The sequence below is a fragment of the Dactylosporangium thailandense genome, assembly GCF_059739745.1.
This window is the reverse complement of the sequence record NZ_AP029195.1, coordinates 5,904,585-5,928,517: the sequence shown is the minus strand read 5'-3', so window position 1 is coordinate 5,928,517 and position 23,933 is coordinate 5,904,585. Positions and strand designations below refer to the sequence as shown.

Here is a 23,933-nt window from a genome sequence, read left to right as displayed (position 1 = left end):
CGGCGATGCGCCGACCGGCCCGCGTTTCAGCGCGTCATCCCGTCCCGCCGGCCCGGGGGCGGATCTGCAGGACGTGCACGCCCGCCTCGCCGCTGTTGGTCGACGTCCGCGTCAGCCCGGTGGCCGCGGTGTCGAGCAGCTGGCCCGGCTGGCGCGAGCCCGGCAGCTCAGCGAAGGTGCCGGCGTCGCCGGAGCCGTTGGCGTACCCGGCCGCCGCCGAGGTGCCGCCCAGGCCACCGGTGCCGCCGCTGGCGTCGCCGGTCTCCCACTGCAGCTGCTGGTAGCTGAGCACGATGTCGAAGGCGCCCGGGGCCACGTCGGCCCGGTCCACCAGGTAGAGCTGGAACGAGTTCAGCTTGTCGTCGTGGCCGTTGAAGTAGCCGACCTGGTGGTAGTCGACGCAGAACGCGCGCCGGCCGTTCACCGTGCCCGTGCCGTACTTCACCGGCTGCGAACTCGCGCCGCGGGTGTCCACGTCGGCCCACCACGCCGCCACCATCGGCGAGCGGAGGTCGGCCATGGCGCCCGGCGTGTAGTCGGAGCGAGGTCCGTCGAAGGTCACGTTGCCGTTGTTGTTGACCCAGACCGAGGTGTACTGGCGGCCCAGGAAGTCGATGCTGAACGGCAGCACGATCTCGGGGCTGGAGCCGTCGTCGTTGGGCGTGACCGAGTTGGCCTGGCAGGTCAGGCCGAGCTGCTGGCCGTCGACCTGGAAGCCGTACCCGCCGGTGCGCCCGCCCGCGTCGAACACCCGCAGCTGGTACTGCCCGGACTCGCGCAGCGCGGTCGCGCCCAGCGAGCCGCAGTCCGGCCCGCGGGTGCGCCCGATCGGCCGGCCGCTCGGCGACACGAGGGTGATGGAGAACGTGTCGAGGCTGGTGCACGCCGCCGGGGTACTGATGAGGATGGTGTCCCCGGCCTGCAGGTCGATGAGGTAGACGTCCACGCCCAGCGGCGCCGAGATGGTCCCGGTGACCCGCTGCCCGAGCGTGATGTGCGCGGTGTCCTCGGCGGGCGTGCCGACCGCGCCGAGGTCCACGGTGGACCGCATGCGCTGGGCGACCACGGCCGCGTCGTCGGCGAGGCGCGCGTCGCCGGTCAGGCCCACGTCGAGGATGCACTGTTCGAGCCCGGCGCCGGGCTGCAGGCCGCGGCCGCGGCAGACCTGCTCGGCCGCGGCGCGAGCGGCGTCCGACAGGTCCGCGATGGACGCGGTGGTCGGCGGCACGATCGGCAGCGCCCCGTCCGGCGGCACGGTGCTGCGGAAGAACGAGGCCGCACCGCTCACCCGCCAGCTCTCGCCGAACACGCCGTACAGCTGGTCGCGGTTGTGCGTTTCGTGCACGACGGTGCCGTCCCGCGCGGTCAGGTCGTTGGCCGGGTCGCGGTCGGCGTTGCCGAGGATGCCGCGGACCTTGCCCCAGCGGCTCGGCGCGAGCGTGAGGAAGGCGTTGTCGCCGGTCCACCGGCCGGCGGCCAGCTCGGTGCCGTCGGGCCACCGCACGACCGCACCGCTGACGCCGGAGAAGCGCAGCAGGGCGCCGCCGGGCAGGCTGGTGGTGCCCGGCCGCACCTCGAACGGCTGGCCGTCCAGGGTCGCCACCAGCGGGGAGCCGGGGGCCGAGGTGGTGTTGTCGCCGAAGGCGAGGATCGAGCCGCCGACCCGGGCCGCGACGCCACGGTTGAAGGCCACGCTCGGGGAGGTGCTGGGCAGCCTGGTGTACCGCACCTGCACGGCGAAGTCGTCGGTGCTCGACTCCGCCATCACGAAGTCACCGGCGGCCTGGAAGTCGTAGGTGCCGTTGTCGAAGGTCACCATGTGCGGGTCGCCGTAGCCGCCGCCCGGACCCGGGTCGTGCGGCCCCGCGTCGGCCGTGGTCCCGCCGTCCGGCGGCAGCCCGTCGCCGGGCACGCCACCCGGCGGCAGATCGTCAGGCGTGTCACAGGCGTTGCCGACGTGGTCGCCGTCGTCGTCGGCCTGGCCGGGGTTGGCCACCTGCGGGCAGTTGTCGAGGGAGAAGCCGGCGCCGGTCCACGGCTGCGTCTCCGGCACGCCGTCGCCGTCCGCGTCGTTGCGGTACAGCCGGGTCACCTCGACCGGGTCGGCATCCACCGGCGTGGTCACCTGGAACAGGATCGGCTTGGCGTAGAAGCCGCCGCCGGGCTTCGGCGTCACCTCCAGCCGGCTGAGCGCGATCGTGGCCAGCTCCTCGATACCCGCGCCGAGCTGACCGTCGCACAGGTCGATGGAGTCCTTCACGGTCAGCGTCAGCGTGGGCACGACCTCCACCTTGGTCAGCACGCCCCTGGGGCTGGCCGTGGGAACGAGCTTCACCGGCCCGGTGAAGGTCCGCTCGTCGTCGAAGTGGGCGCCGTTGATGGTCACCCCGCTGAGGCCACCCGCGATGTTGCCCGGCACGTCGAACGGCCACGCGTAGTCGATGTTCTCCTTGCTGCCGACCGTCTTGCCGTTGTAGCTCAGGGTGGTGATGTCCACCGTGGTCGGTTGCTCCGGCGCGGACAGTGCGGGGGGTGTCCGCTCGCCCAGCGCGGCCGCGACGTTGTTCACCACCCGTCTCGTGCCGATGTTCGTTTCGTCCACCGTGCGGAACTGGCGCAGTGCGTCGGCGTCGGTCACCGCCACCCGGCCGGTGGAGGGCACGCCGCCGTCGAGGTACTGGCCCCAGAGGTCGGCGGAAGCTTTGCCCATGGCCACCCTCAGGAACGGCAGCAGTACCTTCTGCATGAAGCCCCGCGCGTAGTCGGCGTCGAACGTGGACGTGAACGGCGTGCACTTCGACGCGGAGCCGCCCCACCGGTTGTTGAAGCGGGGCCGGTCGCGCAGCACCATGCCGTCGAACTCGGTCAGCTGGACCTCCAGCCGCCCGCCGACGATCCGCGACGGCAGCACGGAGCCGGCGAAGGTGTCCGGGTTGATGCCGACGATCTCGGCGTCGCCGGGCTCCAGGCCGGTGGCGCGGGTGTCGATGGAGACCGTCACCGGCCGCAGGAACCGCGTCCCGCTCGGCGACAGGTCGACGATCGGCACGCCCGCGGTGTCGGCCGCGCCGGTGAAGACGAGCTGGGTGAGGTTGAGCTCGACGGTGTTGCGGACCGCGTTCGGCGGTACCGTCAGCCGCCACCCCGGCCCGGAGAACGTACCGCCCCGGTTGGTGACGCGGACGGGCGCGGCCATGTCCTGCAGCAGCGCGTCGCCGACCTGGCCGGCGCCGCCGCCGGCGACCCGCCCGATGGCCAGGCCGCTGATCCGCCCGGGCGCCCGCACCGACAGGCCGACCATGCCGTCGGGCAGGCCGGTGAGGGTGTACCGGCCGTTCGCGTCGGTCTGCGCCCGCCTGGGCCCGTAGCTGACCCATGCGCCGGCGATCGCCGAACCGGTGGCCACGTTGACGACCCGGCCCCGCAGCGTCCCGCTCGACGCGGCCGTCCGCTGGCGCACCTCGACCCTTTGCGCCGCCCGCTGGTTGCCGTAGAGCGCGGTCACCTCGAGGCGGTTCTCCCGGTCCGGGCGCAGCACCACCTCGACGGAGAACGCCCCGTCCGCGCCGCCGGCGGTCGACGCCGGGATCAACCCGCCGGCCACCGTGACCGTGCTGCGCGGGATCGTCCGCCCGGTCAGCACGACGCTGCCGAGGGTCGTGCTCCGCGGCGCGTGCACACTCAACCGGGGACCACCGGGCCCGTGCTCGAGCGGGCCGCCGCCGGCCGCGGCCGGGGCGGCACCGGCAATGACCGCCACGACCTGCACCAGCAGAACAGACAACACCGCGACGCCCGCGGCCAGCCGCCGCGACGTCGCGCCATGAACGTGCCGAATGGACCGCACTAAGCCGTGCACAATCACTCCCTGATTGCGACATTCCTTGAAGTGCAGGACAACGTTCCGCGCGCGGTACGGCGCCATTCGATGGTTTCGGAAAAGAAAAGATCACTCAACGACTAAAAGGACGACGCATTCCGGCAGTGCCGCAACACGCCGATCGTGAAAAATCGACTATTGCCACCATCCGCTACTTGTTATGCGTTGATGTCGGCTCGCGCTTTCCCGGCTGCTTGCACGGGATGCGCGGTCGTCGCGGAAGGCCGCGGCAAGCGGCGCCTTCGGCGGCATGACGCTGCTCGGTGGCCGGATCGGCGACATCCCCGGCCGTCGCGACACCTTCGTCCTCGGCGTCGCCGGGGCATTCACCGCCGGCGCGATCTACGTGGCCTGTGCGCTGCTCATCGGCATCGTCTTCATCGGCACGGAGAAGCCGACGCCCTGACCGACTCGAGCCGCGCCGATGTGTCGCGAACCGCCGCCGGGAAACCGCGGCGAGCCACCCGCGCGGCGCACCGGTGGCCCATTCCCGGCCGCGCTCAGCCGGCGAGGCTGATCAGGGTCTGGGCCACCTGGCCGTCGCCGATCTCCCGGCCGTCCACTGTGGCCACGACGTCGAAGAGGTACCGCCGGCCGCGCACCTCGGCCAGCACCGCGGTCACGGTCACCGCCTGGCCGATGCCGGCCGGGCCCGAGTGCCGCACGCCGATCCAGGTGCCCAGCGACGCCGCCGCCGGGGTGAACTGGGCGCGCAGGATGTCGGCCGCGGTGTCCTCCATGAACGCGATCAGCGACGGGGTGCTCAGCACCGGCTCGGCGCCCGGCACGTGGTCCGTCGTCACGTCCTTCGTCACCGGGAACAGCCGGGTGTACGCCGCGCCCGGGCCCAGGTCCGTGCGCAGCAGCGCGTGGGGTCTGGCCGTGCGGCCCGGGCCGCGGCGGATGCGCACGTCGGCGACGATCCGGTCGCCGGCCGCGATGCGGACGGTGGCCGTGCTCGCGCTCCGCGCCGCGACGTGCGCCCGCAGCGGGCCGGTGAGCGGGTCACCGTGCCAGATCAGCTGCTCCACATGGCATTGTTCCGGCAGCGGTACCGGGGGCAGCCCCGCCGTCACCGCCAGGTCCAGGGGTTCGCCGATCGGCGCCAGCCAGATGTCGTCCACGCACGCGCTCCCGCCTTGACACGGTCTCTCCGACCGACACAGAATGGCACAACCAAGCGCTTGTTTGGTAGATGCGAGAGGGGTCGGCTCGTGCACTTCCCACCCGGAACGGCTCCGGCCGCCGGCAGCGTTCACGAACGGTACGTCGCGGACCGGCTCGCCGACGTCGGCCGCTGGGGCGACGAGACCCTGCCCGGCGTGGTGCGCCGGCACGCGGCCGAGGACCCGGACGGGCTCGCGTTCATCGCCGGGGACGACCGCATGACCTGGCGCGAGTTCGACGCGTGGTCGACGGGCTTCGCGCACCGGCTGGTCGCGGCGGGGCTGGAGCCGGGGGCGCGGGTCGGGGTGCTGCTGCCCGACGGGGTCGAGGTGCACGTGGTGTACCTGGCCGCGATGAAGGCCGGGGTGGTCGTGGTCGCGATCGGGCCGCGGGCGGCGCGGCTGGAGGTGCGGCACCTGCTCACCGTGGGCGGCGCGACGGCCCTGGTGAGCTTCGCGGAGCACCGCGGCGAGCCGGTCGCCGGGATCGTGGCGGGGCTCGGCATCGATACGCACCTGGTGATCGCCGACCTGTCGGCGCCCGCCGAGCCGGCCGGCTCGACGGACGGCTCGCTGGACGGCCGGGAGGCCGGGCTCGGGGACATCTCGGCGGCCGTCGAGCCGGTCGGCTCGCCGGAAGGCCGGGAGCTCGGGCTCGGGGACATCTCGGCGGCCGCCGAGCCGGCCGGCTCGCTGGAGGGCCGGGAGCTCGGGCTCGGGGACATCCACCTGCTCAACTCGACGTCCGGGACGACCGGGATGCCGAAGTGCGTGGTGCACAACCAGAACCGCTGGTTCTACTATCACGAGCTCGCCGTCGAGTGCGGCGACCTGCGCACCGACGACGTGTTCCTGACGCTCATCCCGGCGCCCTACGGCTTCGCGCAGTGGACGGCCAACTTCACCCCGACGCTGCTGGGCGCCCCGACGGTCGTGATGCCCCGGTTCAGCGCCGACGAGGCCCTGCGGCTCATCGAGCGCGAGCGGGTGACCGTGGTCTGCTGTGTCAGCACCCAGTTCATCATGATGCTCAACTCGCCGGTGTTGGAGGAGGTCGACCTGTCGTCGCTGCGGTGCATGTTCACCGGCGGCGAGGCGGTGCCGTTCGAGCGGGCGGCGGAGTTCGAGCGGCGGACCGGCGCCCGGGTGCTGCAGTTCTTCGGCTCCAACGAGACCGGCGCGCTGTCGCGGACCTCCGTCACCGACACCGTCGAGCAGCGGCTGCGCACCGCCGGGAAGGTCATCGACGAGATGCGGGTCCGGCTCTTCGCCGAGGACGGCACCGACGTCACCGCCGTGGGCGGCCCGGGCCAGGCGGCGTGCGCGGGCCCGGCGACCTGTCTCGGGTACTTCGCCGACCCCGAGGCCAACGAGAAGCTCTTCACCGCGGACGGCTGGATGCTGACCGGCGACATCTGCACCATCGACGCCGACGGGTACCTGCGGGTGGTCGACCGCAAGTCCGACTTCATCATCCGCGGCGGCAAGAACATCTCCGCCGCCGCCGTGGAGGACCAGGTCGGCACCCACCCCGCGGTGGCGATGGTGGCCGCGGTCGCGGTGCCCGACCCGACCTTCGGCGAGCGCGTGTGCGCGTTCGTCGTGCTGCGCGAGGCCGCGACCCTGGACCTCGACGCCCTGCGCGCCCACCTGGACGCCCGCGGCGTGTCCCGCGAGAACTGGCCCGAGCGCCTCGAGCTCGTCGAGGACCTCCCGCGCGGCTCCGGCGGCAAGGTGGCCAAGGCGCAGCTGCGCGCCCGTCTCCGCGGACCGCAACCGGCCGCGTAGCGTCGCGGCTGCGGCGGCAGGGTGGCGGAGGCGCAGCTGCGCGCCCGTGTCCGCGGACCGCGACCGGCCGCGTACCGTCGGCCGCCGCGACCGGCCGCGTAGCGTCGCGGCTGCGGCGGCAAGGTGGCGGAGGCGCAGCTGCGCGCCCGTCTTCGCGGACCGCGACCGGCCGCGTAGCGTCGGCCGCCGCGACCAACGGCGGAGGGTGAGGCCACGGGAGTAACGGTCCGCACCACGACGGACATCGCGGTAGCTCGCTGCTGCTGTTGCTTTTTGCTGTTACCGCGAGCGGGCCTGGAGCGCCTCGAGAGCCTTGTCGGCGTGGACGTCCATGCGGATCTCGCTCTTGACGACGGCGAGCACGCGGCGGTCGGTGTCGATGACGAACGTCGCGCGCTTCGTCGGGATGAGGCCGCCGCCCAGCCCGCGCTTCACGCCGAACTGCTCGCGGACGGTGCCCACGGGGTCGGACAGCAGCGGGTAGCCGAGGCTGTGCTTGGTCGCGAACTCGGCCTGCTTCGCGACCTCGTCGCCGCTGATGCCGACCGGCTGCCCGCCGGCCTCACGCAGCTCGCCGGCCATGTCGCGGAAGTGGCAGGCCTCGCGGGTGCAGCCGGCGGTGAGCGCGGCCGGGTAGAAGAACAGGACGACCGGGCCACCCTCCAGCAGCGTGCTGAGCCTGCGCGGGGTGCCGGTCTCATCGGGCAGTTCGAAGTCCTCGACCACGTCGCCGACCTGCATTGGGGCTCCTTCCCGGGAACGTCTCGCGGTCAATCCTGCCCCGCGCGCCGGCGCCGGAGAAGACCGGGGTGACGGCGCCTAGGATGACGCGGTGACGATCGGACTCGAGGCGGTGCGCGCGGCGCTGCTGGAGGCCTGCCCGGGCCTCGGGGTCGGCGACATCCGGCCGCTGGAAGCCGGCTACACCAGCCGCCAGTGGGTCGCCGACACCGACGAGGGCCCGCTGCTGGCCAAGACCCCGATCCGCAACCCTGACCCCGCGCACCTGCGCCGCCTCATCGCCGCGACCCGCCGCGCCGCCGACGGGGGCGTGCCGGTGGTACGGTTCCGGGCCCTGCTGCCACACTCGACGGACGTGGGCGGCCCGCTGCTCGTGCAGGAGTACCAGGACGGCACCCCCGCCGACGGCGCCTGGTCCACCATGGACGCCGCGTCCCGCCTCGCGTTCGCCGCCGACCTCGGCACCGTGGTCGGCCGCATCCACGCCTGCACCGGCCCCTGGTTCGGCGACGTGCTGGGCCGCTCCCAACACCCGGACGCGCGCACGTTCCTGCACACTCGGGTCGGCGAGCAGCTGTCCAAGGCCCCGGGCGTACTGTCGCCGGAGCTGATCGACCGCGCGGGCGCGGCGCTGCACCGGGCCATCGACGACGTACCGCCCGACGCCCCGCCATCCCTGGTCCACGGCGACCTGTGGCGCCCGAACCTGCTGCTGCGCGCCGGTCGCATCACGTGCGTTCTAGACTTCGAGCACGGGCGCTGGGCCGACCGGTTCCTCGACTTCGGCAAGCTGGACGAGCACATCTTCGCGACCTGGCCGGAGGGCCGCGAAGCGTTCCTGACCGCGTACGACGCGGTGCTTCCGCTCCCGGAAGACTGGCAAACCCGGGTCCGGCTGGGCAACGCCGTCCACGCCTTGTCGACGGCGGTATATTTCGCCCGCTGGAATCCGGAGTTCGTGCCGGAGTACGTTGCGTCATTGTCCGCGTGGCTGCACGGCGAGGAATCGTAGTTCGCCGCGTCTTCGCCGGGACGTTCGCGGTGCACCCGGTCGGCGTCGCGCTCGCCGACGTCACCGACGCCTGGATGAGGTGGGTCCGCGGCGGCCGGGGAACCGCGCCACTTCGGCGGGCGCCGTTGCCGGCCGGCGCCGGGCAGCGCGGCGCACTCCCGCACCCGTGACTTCGGCAGCGAGGTGCCGCGGAAACGCACGCACAGAGCAAGCGGTGGCCGCTGCCGTGCCGCCCAGCACCATCAATGCGTATTCTTCGCTGGGATTGTCTGGCCGGGGCCGGCGGTCGTGCTGCGTCGGGGGAGATCGGTGCGCCGGATTTGGTGCCGACGCGGGCGTCGCTTTCCTTCGCTGGCGGCGTGCTCGCTGGCTCTCCTGGCCCGTGGAGGCGGCGCAGCTTCTCCGCATGCCGTCTCTGCAAGCCGAAGTCACGCCGCCGCTGCTGTTCCTTCCGGAACTCGTCCTTCCCCGGCCACCAATTTTTAGCCCTCGTCCGGTCCCGCATGGAAGCCAATTCCCGCGAGCTGAACAATTGCATCTGCCCCACGCAAAGAATTATCCCGGCATGCGGCGCAGAATCGCGATCCCCGACCCCGCAGTCGCGCACATGGTGAACATCTTCTTCGCTTTCTGCGGCCTGGCACACCACTAAAGCGTTGACGATGTCGGACCAGCACGCGCGGCGCCTGCGCCTCAGACCCTCGCAGCCGATCTCTCGAGTCGCTGCACGCTCAAGTCGTGTCCGCGCAATCGTGTGGACATCCGAACTCGCGCCGGGCAGACTCCGCGGGTGAGTGTGACGGATGCCGACCTGGCCTTGCGATACCTGGCCGACGTCGGGTTCACGCCGATCGGACCCAACCGGTGGAGGTGGGACGGCACGCCCCCGGAGGAGATGTCGGACGAGGACGTGGCCTTCCACACCGCGTTCGAGATCACCACCGGCGAGGGCCTGGACGGCGTGCAGCGCGTGCACACGGCGCTCGGCCTGCTCGATCTGACCGGCGCCTTCGAGGTGCTGACTCATCTGAACGCCTACGTCCTCAACAATCCCGACCCGGCAGTCGCCGACGCGTTCTGGGCCGGCTTCCGCGACCGGATGGCGATCCCGGAGCCGATGGAACACCTGCGGCTGCAGTTGAGGACCTACTGGTTCCGGGGACACACCACCGCCAAGACCGCCTTCGACGCGCTGCTCGGCGACGATGTGCGCCACCTCGCAGCGGATTGCCGCCTGCCCGAGCTGGCCGCCGGTCCGCTGCACCTGCGCGCCCGGCACGTACTGGAAGACTCGGGCTCGGTCGACTGGGACGACAAGCGCGACGTCTATCAGGCCGCCGCCACCGTCGCCGAGCTTGGTCCGGCGGTCTTCCGCGCCCTGCTCGGCAGCTATCACAAGGACCCCACCGCCTGGCGGTCGTGATGTGAAGCCTCGCGCTGTCAGGAGACGGCCGACCTCTCCAACGCCAAGCGCTGCCGACCGGCAATGCACAACACCGTCGGGAACCGGCAGTGCGGACATGCACAGACGCCGACCCGCCTCCGCGAGCGGCTCCCAGCCCGTCCTTGTGGCACACCCGAGGGGCAACATGGCGTCGCTGCTGTCGACGCTCACGATCGGCAGCGTGGCCCGGCCGCTGCGCTGGGCCGGCGCGGCGCTGAAGACTCCCTTCGACCTGGTGGCCAGGATCACGCTGATCGGCAGGTTGTTCCACGTGCGCTACACGCTGCGGGGTACCCGCCGTAACCAGCCACACGCCTGTTCAGCTACCCGCCGCCGCGAAGCCGGGCGCGAACCGGGCCGAGGGACCCCCGCGCTCGGCCCACCACCGCCCGCGGCGCACCTCCACACCCGGTACGTCGGCCAGCATCCGCTCTGGATCGACCACGCTGGCCAACGCCTCCGCCAAGTCCCCGCGCAGCTCGGCCGCGGCGTCCTCAACCGTGTCCTGCTCACGCGACCAGTCGATGCCCGCATCCCGCAGCCGCCGCGCAGCCAGCTCGGCGACCGCGACCGGGTCATCGACCACGACCTCAACGCGGCAGTACACCTGCATCACGACCGGCTCGCCTACCGTCATGACGCGCAGCATGGCACGAAGGCGCAACCTCGGACCAACGCAAATCTCAGCGGTTCGACCTCTGTTATGGGCGGACGCGGGCATCGCCTCGGTCCTACGGTGCGTCAGTCGCCCTCGACCAGCTTGCGCAGGCGGGTGCGCTGGATCTGGCCGGTCGCCGGGGTTCGCGGGATGGCGTCCACGACGTGGACCCGGCGCGGCTGCTTGAACGACGCCAAGCGGCCGGCGACATGGGCGCGGACCTCGGCGACCGTGGGCGGCTCGGCGCCGGGTGGCACCACGAGCACCGCGCAGACCACCTCGCCCCAGCGCGGGTCGGGAACGCCGACGACGGCCAGGTCCAGTGTGCCCGGCAGGTCGCGCAGCGCGTGCTCGACCTCGGCCGGGCCGACCGACTCGCCGCCGGTGCGGATCACCTCGCGGGTGCGGCCGGTCAGGTAGAGGTACCCGTCGGCGTCGAGGCGGCCGACGTCGCCGGAGCGGTACACGCCGCCGTCGAGGGGGTCGGCGCCGAGGTAGCCGTTCATGAGCGCCGGGCCGCTCGTGCACACCTCGGCGTCCGCGTCCAGCCACAGGGCGTTCGGGGTCGCGGGGCGTCCGACGCTGCCGGGGTGGGTCGCGAGCTCCCAGTCGTGCAGGGCGGCCATGCGGCCGGCCTCCGTCGAACCGTACAGGATTGTCGTCGTCGTGCCCGGCAGCCGCGACTTGATGCGCTCGACGAGGTCGGCGGCGACGGCGGACGTGCCGGTGTCGGCGTGCAGCAGGGAGCGCAGGTCGGCGCGGCGGTGCTCGGGGTCGAGCAGGCGCTCCCACACGGCCGGGATGCAGTACAGCGCGGAGGGCCGGCGGCGCTCCACGACGTCGATCATGTCGGCGGCGTCGGCGCGGCGGACCAGGTGCACGGCGGTGCGGTGCTGCCACGCCTCCATGACGTAGTGCCAGCCGCCGTAGTGGTACAGCGGGAAGGTGCACACCACGCCGCCGTCGCCGCGCAGGCCGCTGGTGAACGTGCCGCCGCCCGGGGCCGCGCGCAGCCAGCTCGCCCGGTGGCTGACCAGGGCGCCCTTCGGGGTGCCGGTGCTGCCGCTGGTGAGGTACAGGATGTGCGGCTCGCGATCGTCGACGGGCACCCGCGCGAATCCGGGGGCGCCGCCGTCCAGGGTGGACGGTGGGAGTACCGATGCGGAGAAGTCCACGTCGGACAGCACGACCTTCGGGTCCACATAGGAGCGGATGCGGTCGCGCTCCTCGCCGGGCAGGGCGGGGTTCACGGGCGCGAACAGCGCGCCGAGCCGGGCGCACGCGACGAACACCTCGACCGAGCGCAGCGTCGGCGTCACGCACCACAGCACCGTGTCGCCCCGGCCCACGCCCAGCCCGGCCAGCGCGTTGGCGGTGCGGTCGGCCCGCGCGTCGAGCTCGCGGAACGTCAGCTGCTCGGGCCCGAGGGTGGCGGCGAGCCGGTCCGGCACGGTCAGCGCCGCCGAGGTGACGATGTCGCCGATGAGCAGGCTCACGCGCGGGTCTCCCAGTCGAAGAGGTCCACCTGGGCCGGGCCGAGCGCGGCGTGCTTCGACTTGTACCGCGTGATCTCCAACGCCTCCGGCAACGCCTCGACCCCGTCCAGCCGATGGCTGATCAATCCTTGCACGTCCACGTCGCCGCGGTGCACCAGGCGCAGCGCGTGCTCGAAGACGCTGCTGCCGGGCGCGTAGCCGCCGGCCCCGGAGCGCGGGTGCAGCACCGACACCGACCGCTCGCGCAGCAGGGCGAGCGGGGCGGGGGCGTGGCTGGGCAGTACCGACACCATGACGATTGTGCCGCCGCGCCGGACGCACCGGGCCGCCTGCTCGAATTCGCCCGCGCACTCGAAGACGACGTCGGCGCCGATGCCCTCGGTGGCCTCCAGGACCCGGGCGACCACGTCCTCGCGGGTGGCGTCGATGACCAGGCCGGCCCCGGAGCGCTCGGCGAGCGCGCGCTTGGCCTCGCTGCGGCCGGTCGCGATGACCAGCCCCGCGTTGCCGCGCCGCGCGACCTGGGTGTGCAGCACGCCCATGACGCCGGCGCCGATCGCGAGCACGGTGTCGCCGGGCCGTACGGCGGCGATCGCATGCCCGTGGATCGCGCCCGCCAGGGGCTGCACGGCCGCGGCGTGGGCCGCGGGGACTCCGTCGGGCACGTGCACGACGGTCTGCGCCGGGACGAGCACCCGCTCGGCGAACGCGCCCGGTCCCGTGAAGCCGAGCACGGCGGGGGAGGGGCAGGCGTCCGGCCGGTTGCGGCGGCACGCGGCGCACCGGCCGCAGGTGGCGGTCTCCACGGCCGTGACCCGGTCCCCGATCGCCAGGCCCGCCGGCGCGCCGGGGCCGATGGCGCTGATCACGCCGGCGAACTCGTGGCCGCCGAAGCGGGTCGGGCCGGCCGCGAGGCGCTCGGCGAGGACGGTGTGCATGGCGATCGGCTCCCCGGCCAGCAGCATGCATTCGGTGACGCTCGGCTGGACGCAGGCCACGTCGATGACGACCTCGCCCGGGCCGGGCACGGGGTCGGGGACGTCCTCGACGGCCACGTCGCCGAAGCCGCGCATTACCAGTGCCCGCATTTCGCGACCTCCCTTGACGCTCGAATCAGATTTTGTATTCAATATTCAAACCACGTCAAGGCCCGGCGAGCCGGGTCGAGGCTCGGGGAACGGGGTCGAGGCCCGGAGGACGGGGTCGAGGCCCGGCGAACCGAGTCAAGGCCGGAGCACCAAAAGGCCCAGAGCACCGCAAAGACGCCCGTAGAACCGCAAAGAGGTCCGGGGAGACAGTGAAGGAGGCGCGCGTGGAGCGTGAGGTGCTCGTCACCGGCACCGGCGGCCAGGGCATCCAGCTGCTGGCCAAGACCCTGGCCCTCGCCGCCACCCACGAGGGCCGGTACGCGATGCTGGCCGCGGACTACGGCGGCGAGATGCGCGGCGGCCCGTCGAAGGCCGGCGTGGTCATCGGCGACGCCCCGCTCAAGGCCCTGCCGATCCTGCCGTCGGCCTGGTCGGCGATCTTCGCCCACCATCGTCACAGCGAGGGCGTCGAGGAGCGGCTGCGCACCGGCGCCCTGGTGCTGGCGAACACGCCGCTGGTCGACCCGGAGGTGTTCCGCGACGACCTGCGGGTGTTCGCGGTCGACGCCGGGGCCGTCGCCAAGAGTGTCGAGGCGCCGAACGCGTCCGGGTTCGTGCTGCTGGGCGCGTACAACGCCCTGACCGGCATGGTCGGCGCCGGGGCGCTCGTGTCGGCGATGGAGGAACTGCTGCCCCCGTACCGCCGCCAGCACGCCGCCGCCAACGCCCGCGCGCTCGAAGCGGGCGCCCAAGCCCTGGAGGGGGCTGCCGTATGACGCTCGAACTGCTGGAGGGCTCCGCGGCCATCGCCGAGGCCGCCATCGCCGCCGGGTGCCGGTTCTTCGCCGGCTACCCCATGTCGCCCTTCACCGGACTGCTGGAGCAGATGTCCCGGCGCCTGCCCGCGGCCGGGGGCGTGTGCCTCAACGCCGAGAGCGAGATCGAGGGCGTCAACATGACCCTCGGCGCCGCCGCGGCCGGGGCCCGGGCCGCCACCGGCTCCTGCGGGCAGGGCATCGCGCTCATGCAGGAGGCGATCGCCGAGGCCGCGCTCAACGAGACCCCGTTCGTCGTGTTCAACATGGCGCGCAACCAGCAGGATTACTTCCAGGCCACCCGGGGCGGCGGCTGGGGCGACTATCGCACGATCACCCTGGCCCCCAAGGACATCCCCGAGGCCGTCGAGCACACCCAGCTGCTGTTCCACCTGGCCGACAAGCATCGGGCGCCGGTCGTACTGTACGGAGACCCCCTCATCGCCCAGACGCGCGTCGGCGTCGAGGTCGGGCGCCGGGACTTCGGCGAGCTGCCCCCCAAGGACTGGGCGCTGGACGGCACCGGCGGCGGCACCGGGCAGAGCCGGCAGGTGTGGACGTGGGCGATGGGCAAGGCGACCGCGCCCGGCCTCGGCCCCGACGGGCACTGGCGGGCCATCGCCGAGAAGTTCGACCGGATCAACGGCGAAGAGGCGCGTCACGAGCAGGACGGCTGCGACGGCGCCGAGACCGTCGTGGTCGCGTTCGGCTCGGCCGCCAAGTTCGTCGAGCACGTCGTGGGGGAGCTGCGCTCGGAGGGGTACGACATCGGGTGGTTCCGCCCGATCACGCTGTGGCCCTTCCCCGGCGACGCGCTCGCCGCGGCGACCCGGACCGCGAAGAACGTCCTCGTGTTCGAGCTCAACGGCGGGCAGATGGTCGACGACGTGCGCATCCACGCCCACGACCGCCGGGCCGTGCGGTTCATCGGGGGCGTGAGCATCGCCGAGTCGGGGCTGTCGTACGGCCCGCTGCTCGACGCCCCCGTGCTCAAGCGCCGCATCCTGGAGGCACTGTGACCATCGACACCACCCAGCCGCCCAGCCGCGGCGCCAAGCAGGTCGCCGACTTCAAGCCCAGCCTCATCCTCGGCGAGCACTCGCTGTGCCCCGGCTGCGGCGAGCCCGTCGCCCTGCGCATCCTGCTGGAGGTGCTGCAGGAGCTCGACATCGTGCAGAAGACCATCGGCGTCGTCGGCCACGGCTGCTACGGCAGCTTCGTGCGGATCATGGACGTCGACGTGCTGCAGTGCCTGCACGGCCGCGCCCCCGCCTGCGCCACCGGCATCAAGCGCGTGCGCCCCGGCGTCGCGGTGTTCACACTGCAGGGCGACGGCGACATGGCCAACGAGGGCCTGCAGGAGGTCCTGCACGCGGCCGCCCGCGGCGAGAACATCACCTGCGTCATGCTCAACAACGGCGTGTTCGGCGACACCGGCGGCCAGCAGACCGCCACCACGGTGCTCGGCCAGCGCACGAAGACCAGCATCGACGGCCGCGACCCGGAGACCCACGGCTACCCGATCCCGGTCGCGGATCTCGTCGCGGGGCTGCACGGCGTCGGCTACGTGGCCCGGGGCGCGGTCTCCACGGCCGGAGCGGTACTGCAGACGAAGCGCATGATCAAACGAGCCTTCGAGACCCAGCTGGCCGGCGGCGGCTTCTCGCTCGTGGAGATCCTCACCATGTGCCCGACCGGCTGGTTCGTGCCCACCGCCGAGGGACCCACGTATCAGCAGGGCACGATGGAGCAGACCTATCCGCTCGGTGAAATCATCAAGCCGTGAAACTCGAACGGGCCAACACCAGCGAGGCCGTCGCCGCCTACGTGCTCGGCCGCCTCTTCGCGGGCGAGCTGACCAGCGGCCAGCGGCTCGACCTCGACGCCATCGCCGGGGAGCTGGGCGTGAGCCGCGTGCCGGTCCGGGAGGGGCTCATCCAGCTCGAGCGCGACGGGCTCGTCGAGCGCGCCCACTACAAGCGCGCGTTCGTCGCCGAGTTCGACGACTCGACGGTCCGGGAGGCCTTCGAGCTGTACGGCATGCTGAGCGCCCTGACCAACCGGAGGGTGGCTCGCCGGGGTGACCCGGGCGTGCTGGAGGAGCTCGCGAAGCTCGACGAGGCCCTGGCCGGCTGCGACGACCCGGACACGTTCGAGGCCCTCGCCCGCGAGTTCCGCCGCGTCGTCAACGTCGCCGGCGCCGGCAACCACCTGCGGGCGCTGCTGCGCTCGTTCTCCGGGCTCGTGCCGGTCGCGGCCCGCTTCGCCATCGACGACGCCCTCGCCGACGAGCGGGCCGCCCTGCACGCCGAGTTCGTGGCGCTGCGCGGCGGCCGCCCGGCCGCGGCGGGGGAGGCGGCCCTGGCCCACATCCGGCTCACGGCCGCCAACGCAATCGCCGCCCTGCGCCGCCGCGGTGTGTTCGGCGCACCCAGCACGTCAGACACGTCAGAAGAGGGCTGGGACGACGTCACCAGCGTGGTCGAAGGGAGCCAAGCGTGAGCCGGACCACTCGCGGCACGCTCGTCATCGCCGCCGACAAGTGCAAGGGCTGCGAGCTGTGCGTGGCCGCCTGCCCCCCGCAGGTGCTCGCCATGTCGGCCGAGGTCAACGAGCTGGGATACCGTTTCCCTGTCCTGCACGATGGGTGCACCGGCTGCACGGCCTGTCAGGTCGTGTGCCCGGACTACGTGTTCTCGGTCTACCGGTACACGAGCCCTTGATCGACCGGGCCGCCGTCTACCATGTCGGGGACCGAGTCCGAGCAGGTGTACGAGCGGCAAGAGGGACATGAGCGACGAACTGATCGACCGTCTCGCCCGGGCGGGTGTGGTGGATGTGCTCACCGACGACGCCCACCGCTCCGCGTACGCCAGCGACGCCTCGCTGTACCGGGTCGTCCCGCGCGCCGTCGTGCGGCCCCGCGGCGACGAGGACGTCGCGGCGACGCTCGACGTGTGCCGGGCGCTCGGGGTGCCGATCACCGCCCGCGGCGCGGGCACCTCCGTGGCCGGCAACGCGATCGGCCGCGGCGTCGTGCTCGACTTCAGCCGCCACATGGACAAGGTCCTGGAGGTGGACCCGGGCACCCGCACCGCCCGGGTGCAGGCGGGCGCCGTGCACGCCACCCTGCAGGCCGCCGCCCGGCCGCACGCCCTGCGCTTCGGCCCCGATCCCTCGACGCACACGCGGTGCACGATCGGCGGGATGATCGGGAACAACTCGTGCGGGTCGCGCACCCTCGGGTACGGCCGGACCTCGGACAACGTCGTCGGGCTGGACGCGCTCACGATCGACGGCGAGCGGTTCTCCACCGGGCGCGACGAGCGCGGGCGGCCCACCCTGGAGGGGGCCAAGGCGATCGCGGACACCCTCCAGGCCGTCGTGGGCGGCCACCTCGCCGTCGCCCGCACCGAGTTCGCGACGTTCCCCCGGCAGGTCTCGGGCTACGCCGTCGAGCACCTGCTGCCCGAGCGCGGCCTCGACCTGACCGGCCTGCTCGTCGGCAGCGAGGGCACCCTGGCGGTGGTGACCGAGGCGACGGTACGGCTGGTGGTCGACCCCAAGTATCGCCTGCTGGTCGTGCTCGGGTACCCCGACTTCGGCACCGCCGGCGACGTGGTGCCCACGATCCTCGGCTTCGACCCGACCGCCTGCGAGGGCATCGACTCGCGCATCGTCGAGGTCGTGCGCAGCCGCCGCGGCCCCGACGCCGTGCCGCCGCTGCCGGGCGGCACCGCGTGGCTGTTCGTCGAGATCGCCGGCGACGACCTCGACGAGTGCCGCGAGCGCGCCGGGCGCCTCGCCGCGCAGGCCGGGGCCGTCGACACGCTCGTGGTCGAGGACACCGCGAAGGCCGCCCCGCTCTGGCGCATCCGCGAGGACGGCGCGGGCCTGGCCGGAAGGGCGCCGTCCGGGCGGCCCGCGCACGCCGGCTGGGAGGACGCGGCCGTCCCGCCCGCCCGCATCGGCGACTACCTGCGTGACTTCGACGCGCTCGTCGAGCGGCACGGGCTCAGCGCGATGCCGTACGGCCACCTCGGCGACGGCTGCGTCCACGTCCGGCTCGACTACCCGCTCGACCGGCCGGGCGGCACCGCGAAGTTCCGCGCGTTCCTGGAGGACGCGGCCGATCTCGTGGTCGGCTACGGCGGCTCGCTGTCCGGCGAGCACGGCGACGGCCGGGCCCGCAGCGAGCTGCTGCCGCGGATGTACTCCGCCGAGGCGATGGACCTCTTCCGCGCCGTCAAGCAGGCCTTCGACCCCGGCAACCTGCTCAACCCGGGCGTGCTCGTCGACCCCGACCCGGTCGACGCCGACGTGCGGGTGGCCTCGGGCCGCCCGGTCAAGCAGCCGCTCGCGTTCGGCTACCACGCCGATCACGGCGACTTCAACCAGGCCGTGCACCGCTGCACCGGCGTGGGCAAGTGCCGCGCCGACACCACCGTGCTCGGCGGCGTCATGTGCCCGTCGTTCCTGGCCACCCGCAACGAGAAGGACTCGACCCGCGGCCGGGCCCGGGTGCTGCAGGAGATGCTCGACGGCGACCTCGCCCCCGACTGGCGCGCGCCCGCCCTGCACGACGCCCTCGACCTGTGCCTGTCCTGCAAGGGCTGCGCGTCGGACTGCCCGACCGGCATCGACATGGCCGCCTACAAGGCCGAGGTCCTGCACCAGGGCTACAAGGGCCGGGTCCGCCCGCGCTCGCACTACTCGCTGGGCCGGCTGCCGATGTGGTCGCGGCTGGCGTCGCGGCTGCCCCGCCTGGCCAACGCGATGACCTCGGCGCCCGGCCTGCGCAACCTCGCGCTCTTCGCCGCCGGCGTCGACTCCCGCCGCTCGATCCCGAAGTTCGCCCCCAAGACGTTCCGCCGCTGGTTCCGGGGCCGCGCGGTCGCCCCGGGAACGCCCGTCCTGCTGTTCGTGGACAGCTTCACCGACCACTTCGCCCCCGGCATCGCCCAGGCCGCCGTCGAGGTGCTCACCGCGGCCGGCTACGCGCCCGAGCTGACCAGCGAGTCCGCCTGCTGCGGCCTGACCTGGATCACCACCGGCCAGCTCGACGCGGCCAAGCGCATCCTCGGCTCGACGGTGGAGAAGCTCACCGACGCCGTCGAGCGCGGCGTGCCGATCGTCGGCCTCGAGCCCTCCTGCACCGGCGTGCTGCGCAGCGACCTGGTCGAGCTGCTCGACACCGACGCCGCCCGCAAGGTCAGCGCGGCCACGGTCACCGTCGCCGAGCTGCTGGCCCGCACGCCGGGCTGGACCCCGCCGTCGCTGGAGGGGGTCACGGTCGTGGCCCAGCCGCACTGCCACCACCACGCGGTCATGGGCTGGGAGGCCGATGCGAAGCTGCTCAAGCAGACCGGCGCGACGGTGCGGCGGCTCGGCGGCTGCTGCGGCCTGGCCGGCAACTTCGGCGTCGAGCGCGGCCACTACGAGGTGTCCGTCGCCGTCGCCGAGCAGCAGCTCCTGCCCGCGCTGGAGCAGGCCGGGCCCGACGACGTCTTCCTCGCCGACGGGTTCTCCTGCCGCACCCAGGCCGCCGACCTCGCCGACCGGCCGGGCAAGCACCTCGTGGAGCTGCTCGCCGACGCGCTGCGCCGGAAGGCTTGACGGCCCGCCCAGTCCACTAGTTCTGAGCCGGCCCTGATCGCCGAGGCGGTCACCCACGCCTTCGGCGGCCGGCCCGCCCTGGCGGACTGCTCGTTCGCCGTGCCCGCGGGCTCGGTGACCGCCCTGGTCGGCCGCAACGGCGCCGGCAAGACGACCCTGCTGCGCGCGGCGGCCGGCCTGCTGCACCCGGACCGCGGCACCATCACCGTCCGCGCCGGTGCGCGGATCGGGTTGCTCGCGCAGGACGCGCCGCTGTACCGGCAGCTGACCGTCGCCGAGACCCTGCGCCTCGGGGCGCGGCTCAACCCGTCGTGGGACGCGCCGTTCGCCGAGTCGGTCGCGGCCGGCATTGCGGTCTCCGCGCGCGTCGGCCGCCTGGCCCCGGGGCTTCGGGCCCGGCTCGGGCTCGCCATGGCGCTCGGCCGGCGCCCGGACCTGCTGCTGCTCGACGAGCCGCTGGCCGCCCTCGACCCCGTCGCCCGGGCCGAGGCCATCGCGGTGCTGATGGGGGAGGCGGCGGGGCGCGGTACGACCATCGTGCTCTCCACGCACGCCGTGGCGGACCTGGCCGGCGTGTGCGACCACGTGGTGGTGCTGGACCGGGGGCACATCCGCGCCGCCGTGGAGGTCGACACCGCCCTGGCGACCCACCGCCTCGTCAACGGCGCCGGCCCGGACTACCCGGCCCTGGACGGCGCCGACGTGGTGGAGCTGCACCGCGACGAGACCGGCTTCACCGCCCTGGTCCGGCTCGGCGAGACCGTCCCCGCGGGCACCCTGGCCTGGCACACACCCTCCCTGGAGGACCTGGTGCTCGGCTACCTGCGAGCGTCGGCATGACGTGGCTGGCCTGGCGGACCTCGCGGCCGTACGTGCTGATCGGCGCCGGCGTCGTCGCACTGTCCACTGTGGTCCTGTTCCTCGCCGCGGCCACGGTGCAGGCCCAGCTGAACGCGGACGGCCGGCCGGGCTGCGTCAACCCCAACCACTGCTACCCGCACGGCGGCGCGCTCGACGCCGTCCTCGCGATGCAGCTCGTCGCCGCGTTCGTGCCCACGCTGCTCGGCCTGCTGCTGGGCGTCCCCCTGTTCGCGCCGGAGCGGGCCGACGACACGGTGGCGTTCGCCCTGACCCAGTCGGTTTCGCGCGGGCGCTGGGCCCTGACGAAGTTCGCGGTCGCGGTGTCCGCCGGGGCGCTCAGCACCCTGCGCACGGCGGTGCTGTCGGTGGTCCTGTGGCCGTTCGGGCTGATCGCGAGCTACGGGGGGCCGGCCCTGCTGCCGTTCGCGCGGGGCGGCGGCCCGGGCCCGGACCTCTCCCCGGACGACGACCGCTCCTGGCTGCGGGACATCGGCTTCGCCGACCCCTTCGCCTGGACCTCGGCCGCGATGACCGTCGTGTACGTGGTGCTGCTGATGCTCCTGGCCCGCACCGCGATCCGCAGGGTGCTCCACTGAACGCCACGCCGATCCACCGGATCGGCGGGTGATCGGCCCGGGCGGCGATCACTACAGTGCTCCCATGCGCTTGGCGGCCGTCCGGTTCGTGCTCGCCGCGGGGCTCGGTGTGCTGGCCGTGTTCGCGGTGCCCGGCGCCGCGCTCGGCAGCCCCCAGATCGGACCCGACCGGCTCGCGGGCGGCCAGCGCGACGTCGTGCTCACCATCGACGTGGACGACGCGGGCAACAGCAGCGGCACGACCAGGGTGACCGTGAAGGTACCCCGGGACCTCGCGACCGTCGACACCGTCAACTACGTGGACTCGCCGTCGGCGTACTGGAACTTCAACCGCGATCCCGCGCTCAACGCCTTCTTCTTCAAGGGGCCGGCCACGACCGGGCGGATGCGGTTCAAGGTCCGCCTGGGCACCGTGCCGGCCGGCGGCGGCCGGTTCGTGCTCGCCGTGACGCAGAACGCCGCCGACGGCGGGATCATCAACTTCTCGGCGGACCCGGACCGGATGGAATCGGCCGGCGTGCTGGAACGTCCGGCGCCCGTGCTGGTCGTGACGCCGGGTGCCGCCCCGGTGACGAGCGCGGCCACGAGCCCGACACCGGTGATCACCGCGTCTCAGCCGACCGGTCCGGCCCGCTCCGGCGATGCGCCGGCCGGGGGTGCGACGACGGCCGTGGCGGTGGGGCTCGCCGCGGCCGGCGTGGCCGGAGCCGCGGTCTGGCTCGTGATGCGCCGGCGCCGCTCGTCGGAGGCCGCCGGTCCGTCCGAGGCCGCCGGTCCGTCCGAGGCCGCCGGTCCGCCGGAGCCCGTGGCGGCTTCCGCGGCCCGGCCGATCCTCGCCGTGGACTACGGGACCTCCAACACCGTCGCGCTGCTGCGCCGTCCGGACGGGCGGGTGCAGCCGCTGCTGTTCGACTCCTCGCCCCTGCTGTCCTCCGCCGTCCAGGGCACCGACGGCGGGCTGCTCACCGGCCGCGACGCGGTCAACGCCGGACGGCTCGACCCGGGCCGGCACGAGCCGAGCCCGAAGCGGCGCATCGACGACGGCCGCGTGCTGCTGGGGGACCGGGAGCACCCGGTCGCCGACCTGATCGCCGCGACGCTGCGCCGGGTGCTGGACGAGGCGCGGCGGGTCTGCGGCGACGACGGGATCGGCGCCACGGTGCTGACCCATCCCGCGGCGTGGGGCGCGATCCGCCGGTCGGTGCTGCTCGACGCCGCGGCGCGGGCCGGGCTCGGTCCGGTGCACCTGGTGCCGGAGCCGGTCGCCGCGGCCACCTACTTCGTGACCGTCCTCGGCCACGAGCTGGAGCCGGGCCGCGACCTCGTGGTCTACGACCTGGGCGCCGGCACGTTCGACGCGAGCGTGGTCCGCCGGGGCCCTGACGGCTCTGAGGGGCTGGAGGTGCTCGCCGCGGACGGGCTCGGCGACGTCGGGGGGCTGGACCTCGACGCGGTCGTCGTCGGCCTCGCCGGGGCCGGTCACGACGGCGAGGCCTGGCGGCGGCTGCTCGACCCGCGCTCGAGCGCCGACCGGCGCCTCGCCCGGCTGCTGTGGGACGACGCCCGCGCGGCCAAGGAGACGCTGTCCCGGCAGCCCATGGCGAGCCTGACGCTGCCCAGCATCGGCGCCGACACGCACGTCACCCGCGAGGAGTTCGAGGGCGCGGCCCGGCCGCTGATCGAGCGGACCGTGCGCGCCACGACCGCCGTGCTGCGCGCGGCGGGCGTCACGGCCGCCGGGGCCGCCGGCATTTTCCTCGTCGGAGGGTCGACGCGGGTGCCGCTCGTGGCCACCCTCCTGCTGCGCGAGACCGGCATCCGGCCGGTCGTGCTCGAGCAGCCCGAGACCGTCGTGGCCGAGGGCGCGCTGCTGGTGGAACTCCCGAAGTCCTGACCGCGCCACCGGGCCGGCGACCTCGATCACGCCGACGCGGGCTGTACGCCGGACTAGCTGCGCTTGTCTTCGACGTGGACGGCTGTCAGGTCGTGGCCGTCCCGGTTCCGCTTGCCTCGGCCGTGCAGGCCGATCGTCAGGTCGTCGTCGCCCGGGACCTCATCCGGCGCCACGTAGGTCAGGACGTCGTTGTGATGGCCGTACACCACCCAGCCCGGCCCCGGTTCCGGCGTGATCGTGCCGAAGTCGCCCGCCGCCGATCCGGCGTGCACCGGCCCGTACTGGCGCAGGATCTCCACGGCCGCCTCGGTCAGGTCGTCGTCCTCGGCGGGTGAGGGCAGCACGACGACCGTGCCGTGGGCGAACGCCACCCACGACTTGCCTTCGCCCTGGATGATGCGCCGCCACACCGATGCCAGCTCGTGCTCCGTCACGGCCCACGATCCTCGCACACCGCGGCCGGAAGGCGCCACCGGGTTATGGGTCTGCGAGGATCGGGGCATGGCGAACGTCTGGTCCGGGGTCACGATCGACTGCGTCGATCCCGAGCGGGTGGCGCGGTTCTGGAGCGCGCTGCTGCGCCGCGAGCCCGGCCCCGCGCAGGACGGCTGGGTGTACCTCGGCGAGCGCGGCGACCCCCAGCCACGGCTGGTGTTCCAGCCGGTGCCCGAGCCGGCGCGGGGCAAGGTGCGCATCCATCTCGACATCGCGTGCGACGACATCGAGACCGGGATGGCGCAGGTTGCCGGGCTCGGCGGGCGGTTCACGGGCGAGCGGCACGACTACGACGCCGGGGTGGTCGCCGTCATGGCCGATCCCGAGGGGCACGAGTTCTGCCTGGTGCAGTACTACGGCTGACCGGCGGCGCGCGTCGAGGG

At 73.6% G+C, this 23,933-nt stretch carries 21 protein-coding genes; 14 read left to right on the top strand and 7 right to left on the bottom strand.

The window, feature by feature from the left end:
- Positions 1-34: 34 nt before the first annotated feature.
- The gene (locus AC6JBM_RS25945; RefSeq protein WP_497986173.1) at positions 35-3,784 is read right to left on the bottom strand and encodes a nidogen-like domain-containing protein; all 3,750 of its coding nucleotides are present in this window, start codon (positions 3,782-3,784) and stop codon (positions 35-37) included.
- A 346-nt stretch (positions 3,785-4,130) separates the two neighbouring features.
- Here AC6JBM_RS25945 and AC6JBM_RS25940 point away from each other — a divergent pair, with 346 nt between their 5' ends.
- A complete protein-coding gene (locus AC6JBM_RS25940; RefSeq protein ID WP_497986172.1) occupies positions 4,131-4,286 on the top strand; it encodes a hypothetical protein in 156 nt (51 codons plus the stop codon).
- A gap of 94 nt (positions 4,287-4,380) precedes the next feature.
- Here AC6JBM_RS25940 and AC6JBM_RS25935 read toward each other — a convergent pair whose 3' ends face one another.
- Positions 4,381-5,004: a thioesterase family protein gene (locus tag AC6JBM_RS25935; protein WP_497986171.1), complete on the bottom strand. Its 624-nt coding sequence runs from the start codon at positions 5,002-5,004 to the stop codon at positions 4,381-4,383.
- Between the two features lie 90 nt (positions 5,005-5,094).
- Between AC6JBM_RS25935 and AC6JBM_RS25930 the strand changes: the two genes are divergently transcribed.
- Positions 5,095-6,834, top strand: coding sequence for a class I adenylate-forming enzyme family protein (locus AC6JBM_RS25930; RefSeq protein WP_497986170.1), 1,740 nt, complete (start codon positions 5,095-5,097; stop codon positions 6,832-6,834).
- A gap of 279 nt (positions 6,835-7,113) precedes the next feature.
- Here the strand turns inward: AC6JBM_RS25930 and AC6JBM_RS25925 are convergent, their stop codons facing one another.
- The gene (locus tag AC6JBM_RS25925) at positions 7,114-7,575 is read right to left on the bottom strand and encodes a peroxiredoxin (protein WP_497986169.1); all 462 of its coding nucleotides are present in this window, start codon (positions 7,573-7,575) and stop codon (positions 7,114-7,116) included.
- A gap of 91 nt (positions 7,576-7,666) precedes the next feature.
- On the opposite strand from AC6JBM_RS25925, the gene AC6JBM_RS25920 reads away from it, so the two are divergent.
- Together AC6JBM_RS25920 and AC6JBM_RS25915 are read left to right on the top strand one after the other, a co-directional pair.
- Positions 7,667-8,587 (top strand): phosphotransferase family protein, encoded by a 921-nt coding sequence (locus AC6JBM_RS25920; RefSeq protein WP_497986168.1) that lies wholly within the window; start codon positions 7,667-7,669, stop codon positions 8,585-8,587.
- A 790-nt stretch (positions 8,588-9,377) separates the two neighbouring features.
- Positions 9,378-10,010, top strand: a complete 633-nt coding sequence (locus tag AC6JBM_RS25915; protein ID WP_497986167.1) for a hypothetical protein — start codon at positions 9,378-9,380, stop codon at positions 10,008-10,010.
- A gap of 340 nt (positions 10,011-10,350) precedes the next feature.
- Here AC6JBM_RS25915 and AC6JBM_RS25910 read toward each other — a convergent pair whose 3' ends face one another.
- The 3 genes from AC6JBM_RS25910 to AC6JBM_RS25900 all read right to left on the bottom strand — a co-directional run bounded on the left by AC6JBM_RS25910 (position 10,351) and on the right by AC6JBM_RS25900 (position 13,273).
- On the bottom strand, positions 10,351-10,668 hold the full coding sequence (locus tag AC6JBM_RS25910; protein ID WP_497986166.1) for a hypothetical protein: 318 nt from the start codon (positions 10,666-10,668) through the stop codon (positions 10,351-10,353).
- 104 nt (positions 10,669-10,772) lie between these two features.
- Positions 10,773-12,185 carry a class I adenylate-forming enzyme family protein gene (locus tag AC6JBM_RS25905; protein ID WP_497986165.1) on the bottom strand — a complete coding sequence of 471 codons (1,413 nt, stop codon included), beginning with the start codon at positions 12,183-12,185 and terminating at the stop codon, positions 10,773-10,775.
- A complete protein-coding gene (locus AC6JBM_RS25900) occupies positions 12,182-13,273 on the bottom strand; it encodes a zinc-dependent alcohol dehydrogenase (RefSeq protein WP_497986164.1) in 1,092 nt (363 codons plus the stop codon). The genes AC6JBM_RS25905 and AC6JBM_RS25900 overlap by 4 nt, the downstream gene beginning before the upstream one ends.
- 224 nt (positions 13,274-13,497) lie before the next feature.
- Between AC6JBM_RS25900 and AC6JBM_RS25895 the strand changes: the two genes are divergently transcribed.
- The 9 genes from AC6JBM_RS25895 (at position 13,498) to AC6JBM_RS25855 (ending at position 23,055) form a co-directional block, all read left to right on the top strand.
- On the top strand, positions 13,498-14,049 hold the full coding sequence (locus tag AC6JBM_RS25895; protein ID WP_497986163.1) for a 2-oxoacid:ferredoxin oxidoreductase subunit gamma family protein: 552 nt from the start codon (positions 13,498-13,500) through the stop codon (positions 14,047-14,049).
- Positions 14,046-15,107, top strand: a complete 1,062-nt coding sequence (locus tag AC6JBM_RS25890) for a hypothetical protein (RefSeq protein ID WP_497986162.1) — start codon at positions 14,046-14,048, stop codon at positions 15,105-15,107. Before AC6JBM_RS25895 ends, AC6JBM_RS25890 begins: the two co-directional genes overlap by 4 nt.
- Positions 15,104-15,874, top strand: a complete 771-nt coding sequence (locus tag AC6JBM_RS25885; RefSeq protein ID WP_497986161.1) for a thiamine pyrophosphate-dependent enzyme — start codon at positions 15,104-15,106, stop codon at positions 15,872-15,874. Before AC6JBM_RS25890 ends, AC6JBM_RS25885 begins: the two co-directional genes overlap by 4 nt.
- Positions 15,871-16,590: a GntR family transcriptional regulator gene (locus AC6JBM_RS25880; RefSeq protein WP_497986160.1), complete on the top strand. Its 720-nt coding sequence runs from the start codon at positions 15,871-15,873 to the stop codon at positions 16,588-16,590. The genes AC6JBM_RS25885 and AC6JBM_RS25880 overlap by 4 nt, the downstream gene beginning before the upstream one ends.
- Positions 16,587-16,811, top strand: a complete 225-nt coding sequence (locus tag AC6JBM_RS25875; protein ID WP_350614400.1) for a 4Fe-4S dicluster domain-containing protein — start codon at positions 16,587-16,589, stop codon at positions 16,809-16,811. The genes AC6JBM_RS25880 and AC6JBM_RS25875 overlap by 4 nt, the downstream gene beginning before the upstream one ends.
- Positions 16,812-16,878: 67 nt before the next feature.
- Entirely contained in the window at positions 16,879-19,704 is a 2,826-nt protein-coding gene (locus AC6JBM_RS25870) for an FAD-binding and (Fe-S)-binding domain-containing protein (protein ID WP_497986159.1), read from the top strand.
- A gap of 33 nt (positions 19,705-19,737) precedes the next feature.
- Entirely contained in the window at positions 19,738-20,544 is an 807-nt protein-coding gene (locus tag AC6JBM_RS25865) for an ATP-binding cassette domain-containing protein (RefSeq protein ID WP_497986527.1), read from the top strand.
- Positions 20,541-21,161, top strand: a complete 621-nt coding sequence (locus tag AC6JBM_RS25860) for an ABC-2 membrane transporter-related protein (protein ID WP_497986158.1) — start codon at positions 20,541-20,543, stop codon at positions 21,159-21,161. Before AC6JBM_RS25865 ends, AC6JBM_RS25860 begins: the two co-directional genes overlap by 4 nt.
- A 64-nt stretch (positions 21,162-21,225) precedes the next feature.
- Complete coding sequence (locus AC6JBM_RS25855; protein ID WP_497986157.1) at positions 21,226-23,055, top strand: Hsp70 family protein; 1,830 nt, start codon at positions 21,226-21,228, stop codon at positions 23,053-23,055.
- A 53-nt stretch (positions 23,056-23,108) separates the two neighbouring features.
- Here AC6JBM_RS25855 and AC6JBM_RS25850 read toward each other — a convergent pair whose 3' ends face one another.
- On the bottom strand, positions 23,109-23,582 hold the full coding sequence (locus AC6JBM_RS25850; protein WP_497986156.1) for a hypothetical protein: 474 nt from the start codon (positions 23,580-23,582) through the stop codon (positions 23,109-23,111).
- On the opposite strand from AC6JBM_RS25850, the gene AC6JBM_RS25845 reads away from it, so the two are divergent.
- On the top strand, positions 23,557-23,913 hold the full coding sequence (locus AC6JBM_RS25845; RefSeq protein WP_497986155.1) for a VOC family protein: 357 nt from the start codon (positions 23,557-23,559) through the stop codon (positions 23,911-23,913). The two genes, AC6JBM_RS25850 and AC6JBM_RS25845, sit on opposite strands and share 26 nt — an antisense overlap.
- The last annotated feature ends 20 nt before the right edge of the window (positions 23,914-23,933 follow it).

Bases quoted from the DNA above. Each gene is read 5' to 3' on its own strand.
- AC6JBM_RS25940 (WP_497986172.1), top strand. From the start codon at position 4,131: ATGACGCTGCTCGGTGGCCGGATCGGCGACATCCCCGGCCGTCGCGAC.
- AC6JBM_RS25925 (WP_497986169.1), bottom strand. From the start codon at position 7,575: ATGCAGGTCGGCGACGTGGTCGAGGACTTCGAACTGCCCGATGAGACC.
- AC6JBM_RS25910 (WP_497986166.1), bottom strand. From the start codon at position 10,668: ATGACGGTAGGCGAGCCGGTCGTGATGCAGGTGTACTGCCGCGTTGAG.
- AC6JBM_RS25900 (WP_497986164.1), bottom strand. From the start codon at position 13,273: ATGCGGGCACTGGTAATGCGCGGCTTCGGCGACGTGGCCGTCGAGGAC.
- AC6JBM_RS25890 (WP_497986162.1), top strand. From the start codon at position 14,046: ATGACGCTCGAACTGCTGGAGGGCTCCGCGGCCATCGCCGAGGCCGCC.
- AC6JBM_RS25870 (WP_497986159.1), top strand. From the start codon at position 16,879: ATGAGCGACGAACTGATCGACCGTCTCGCCCGGGCGGGTGTGGTGGAT.
- AC6JBM_RS25860 (WP_497986158.1), top strand. From the start codon at position 20,541: ATGACGTGGCTGGCCTGGCGGACCTCGCGGCCGTACGTGCTGATCGGC.
- AC6JBM_RS25855 (WP_497986157.1), top strand. From the start codon at position 21,226: ATGCGCTTGGCGGCCGTCCGGTTCGTGCTCGCCGCGGGGCTCGGTGTG.
- AC6JBM_RS25845 (WP_497986155.1), top strand. From the start codon at position 23,557: ATGGCGAACGTCTGGTCCGGGGTCACGATCGACTGCGTCGATCCCGAG.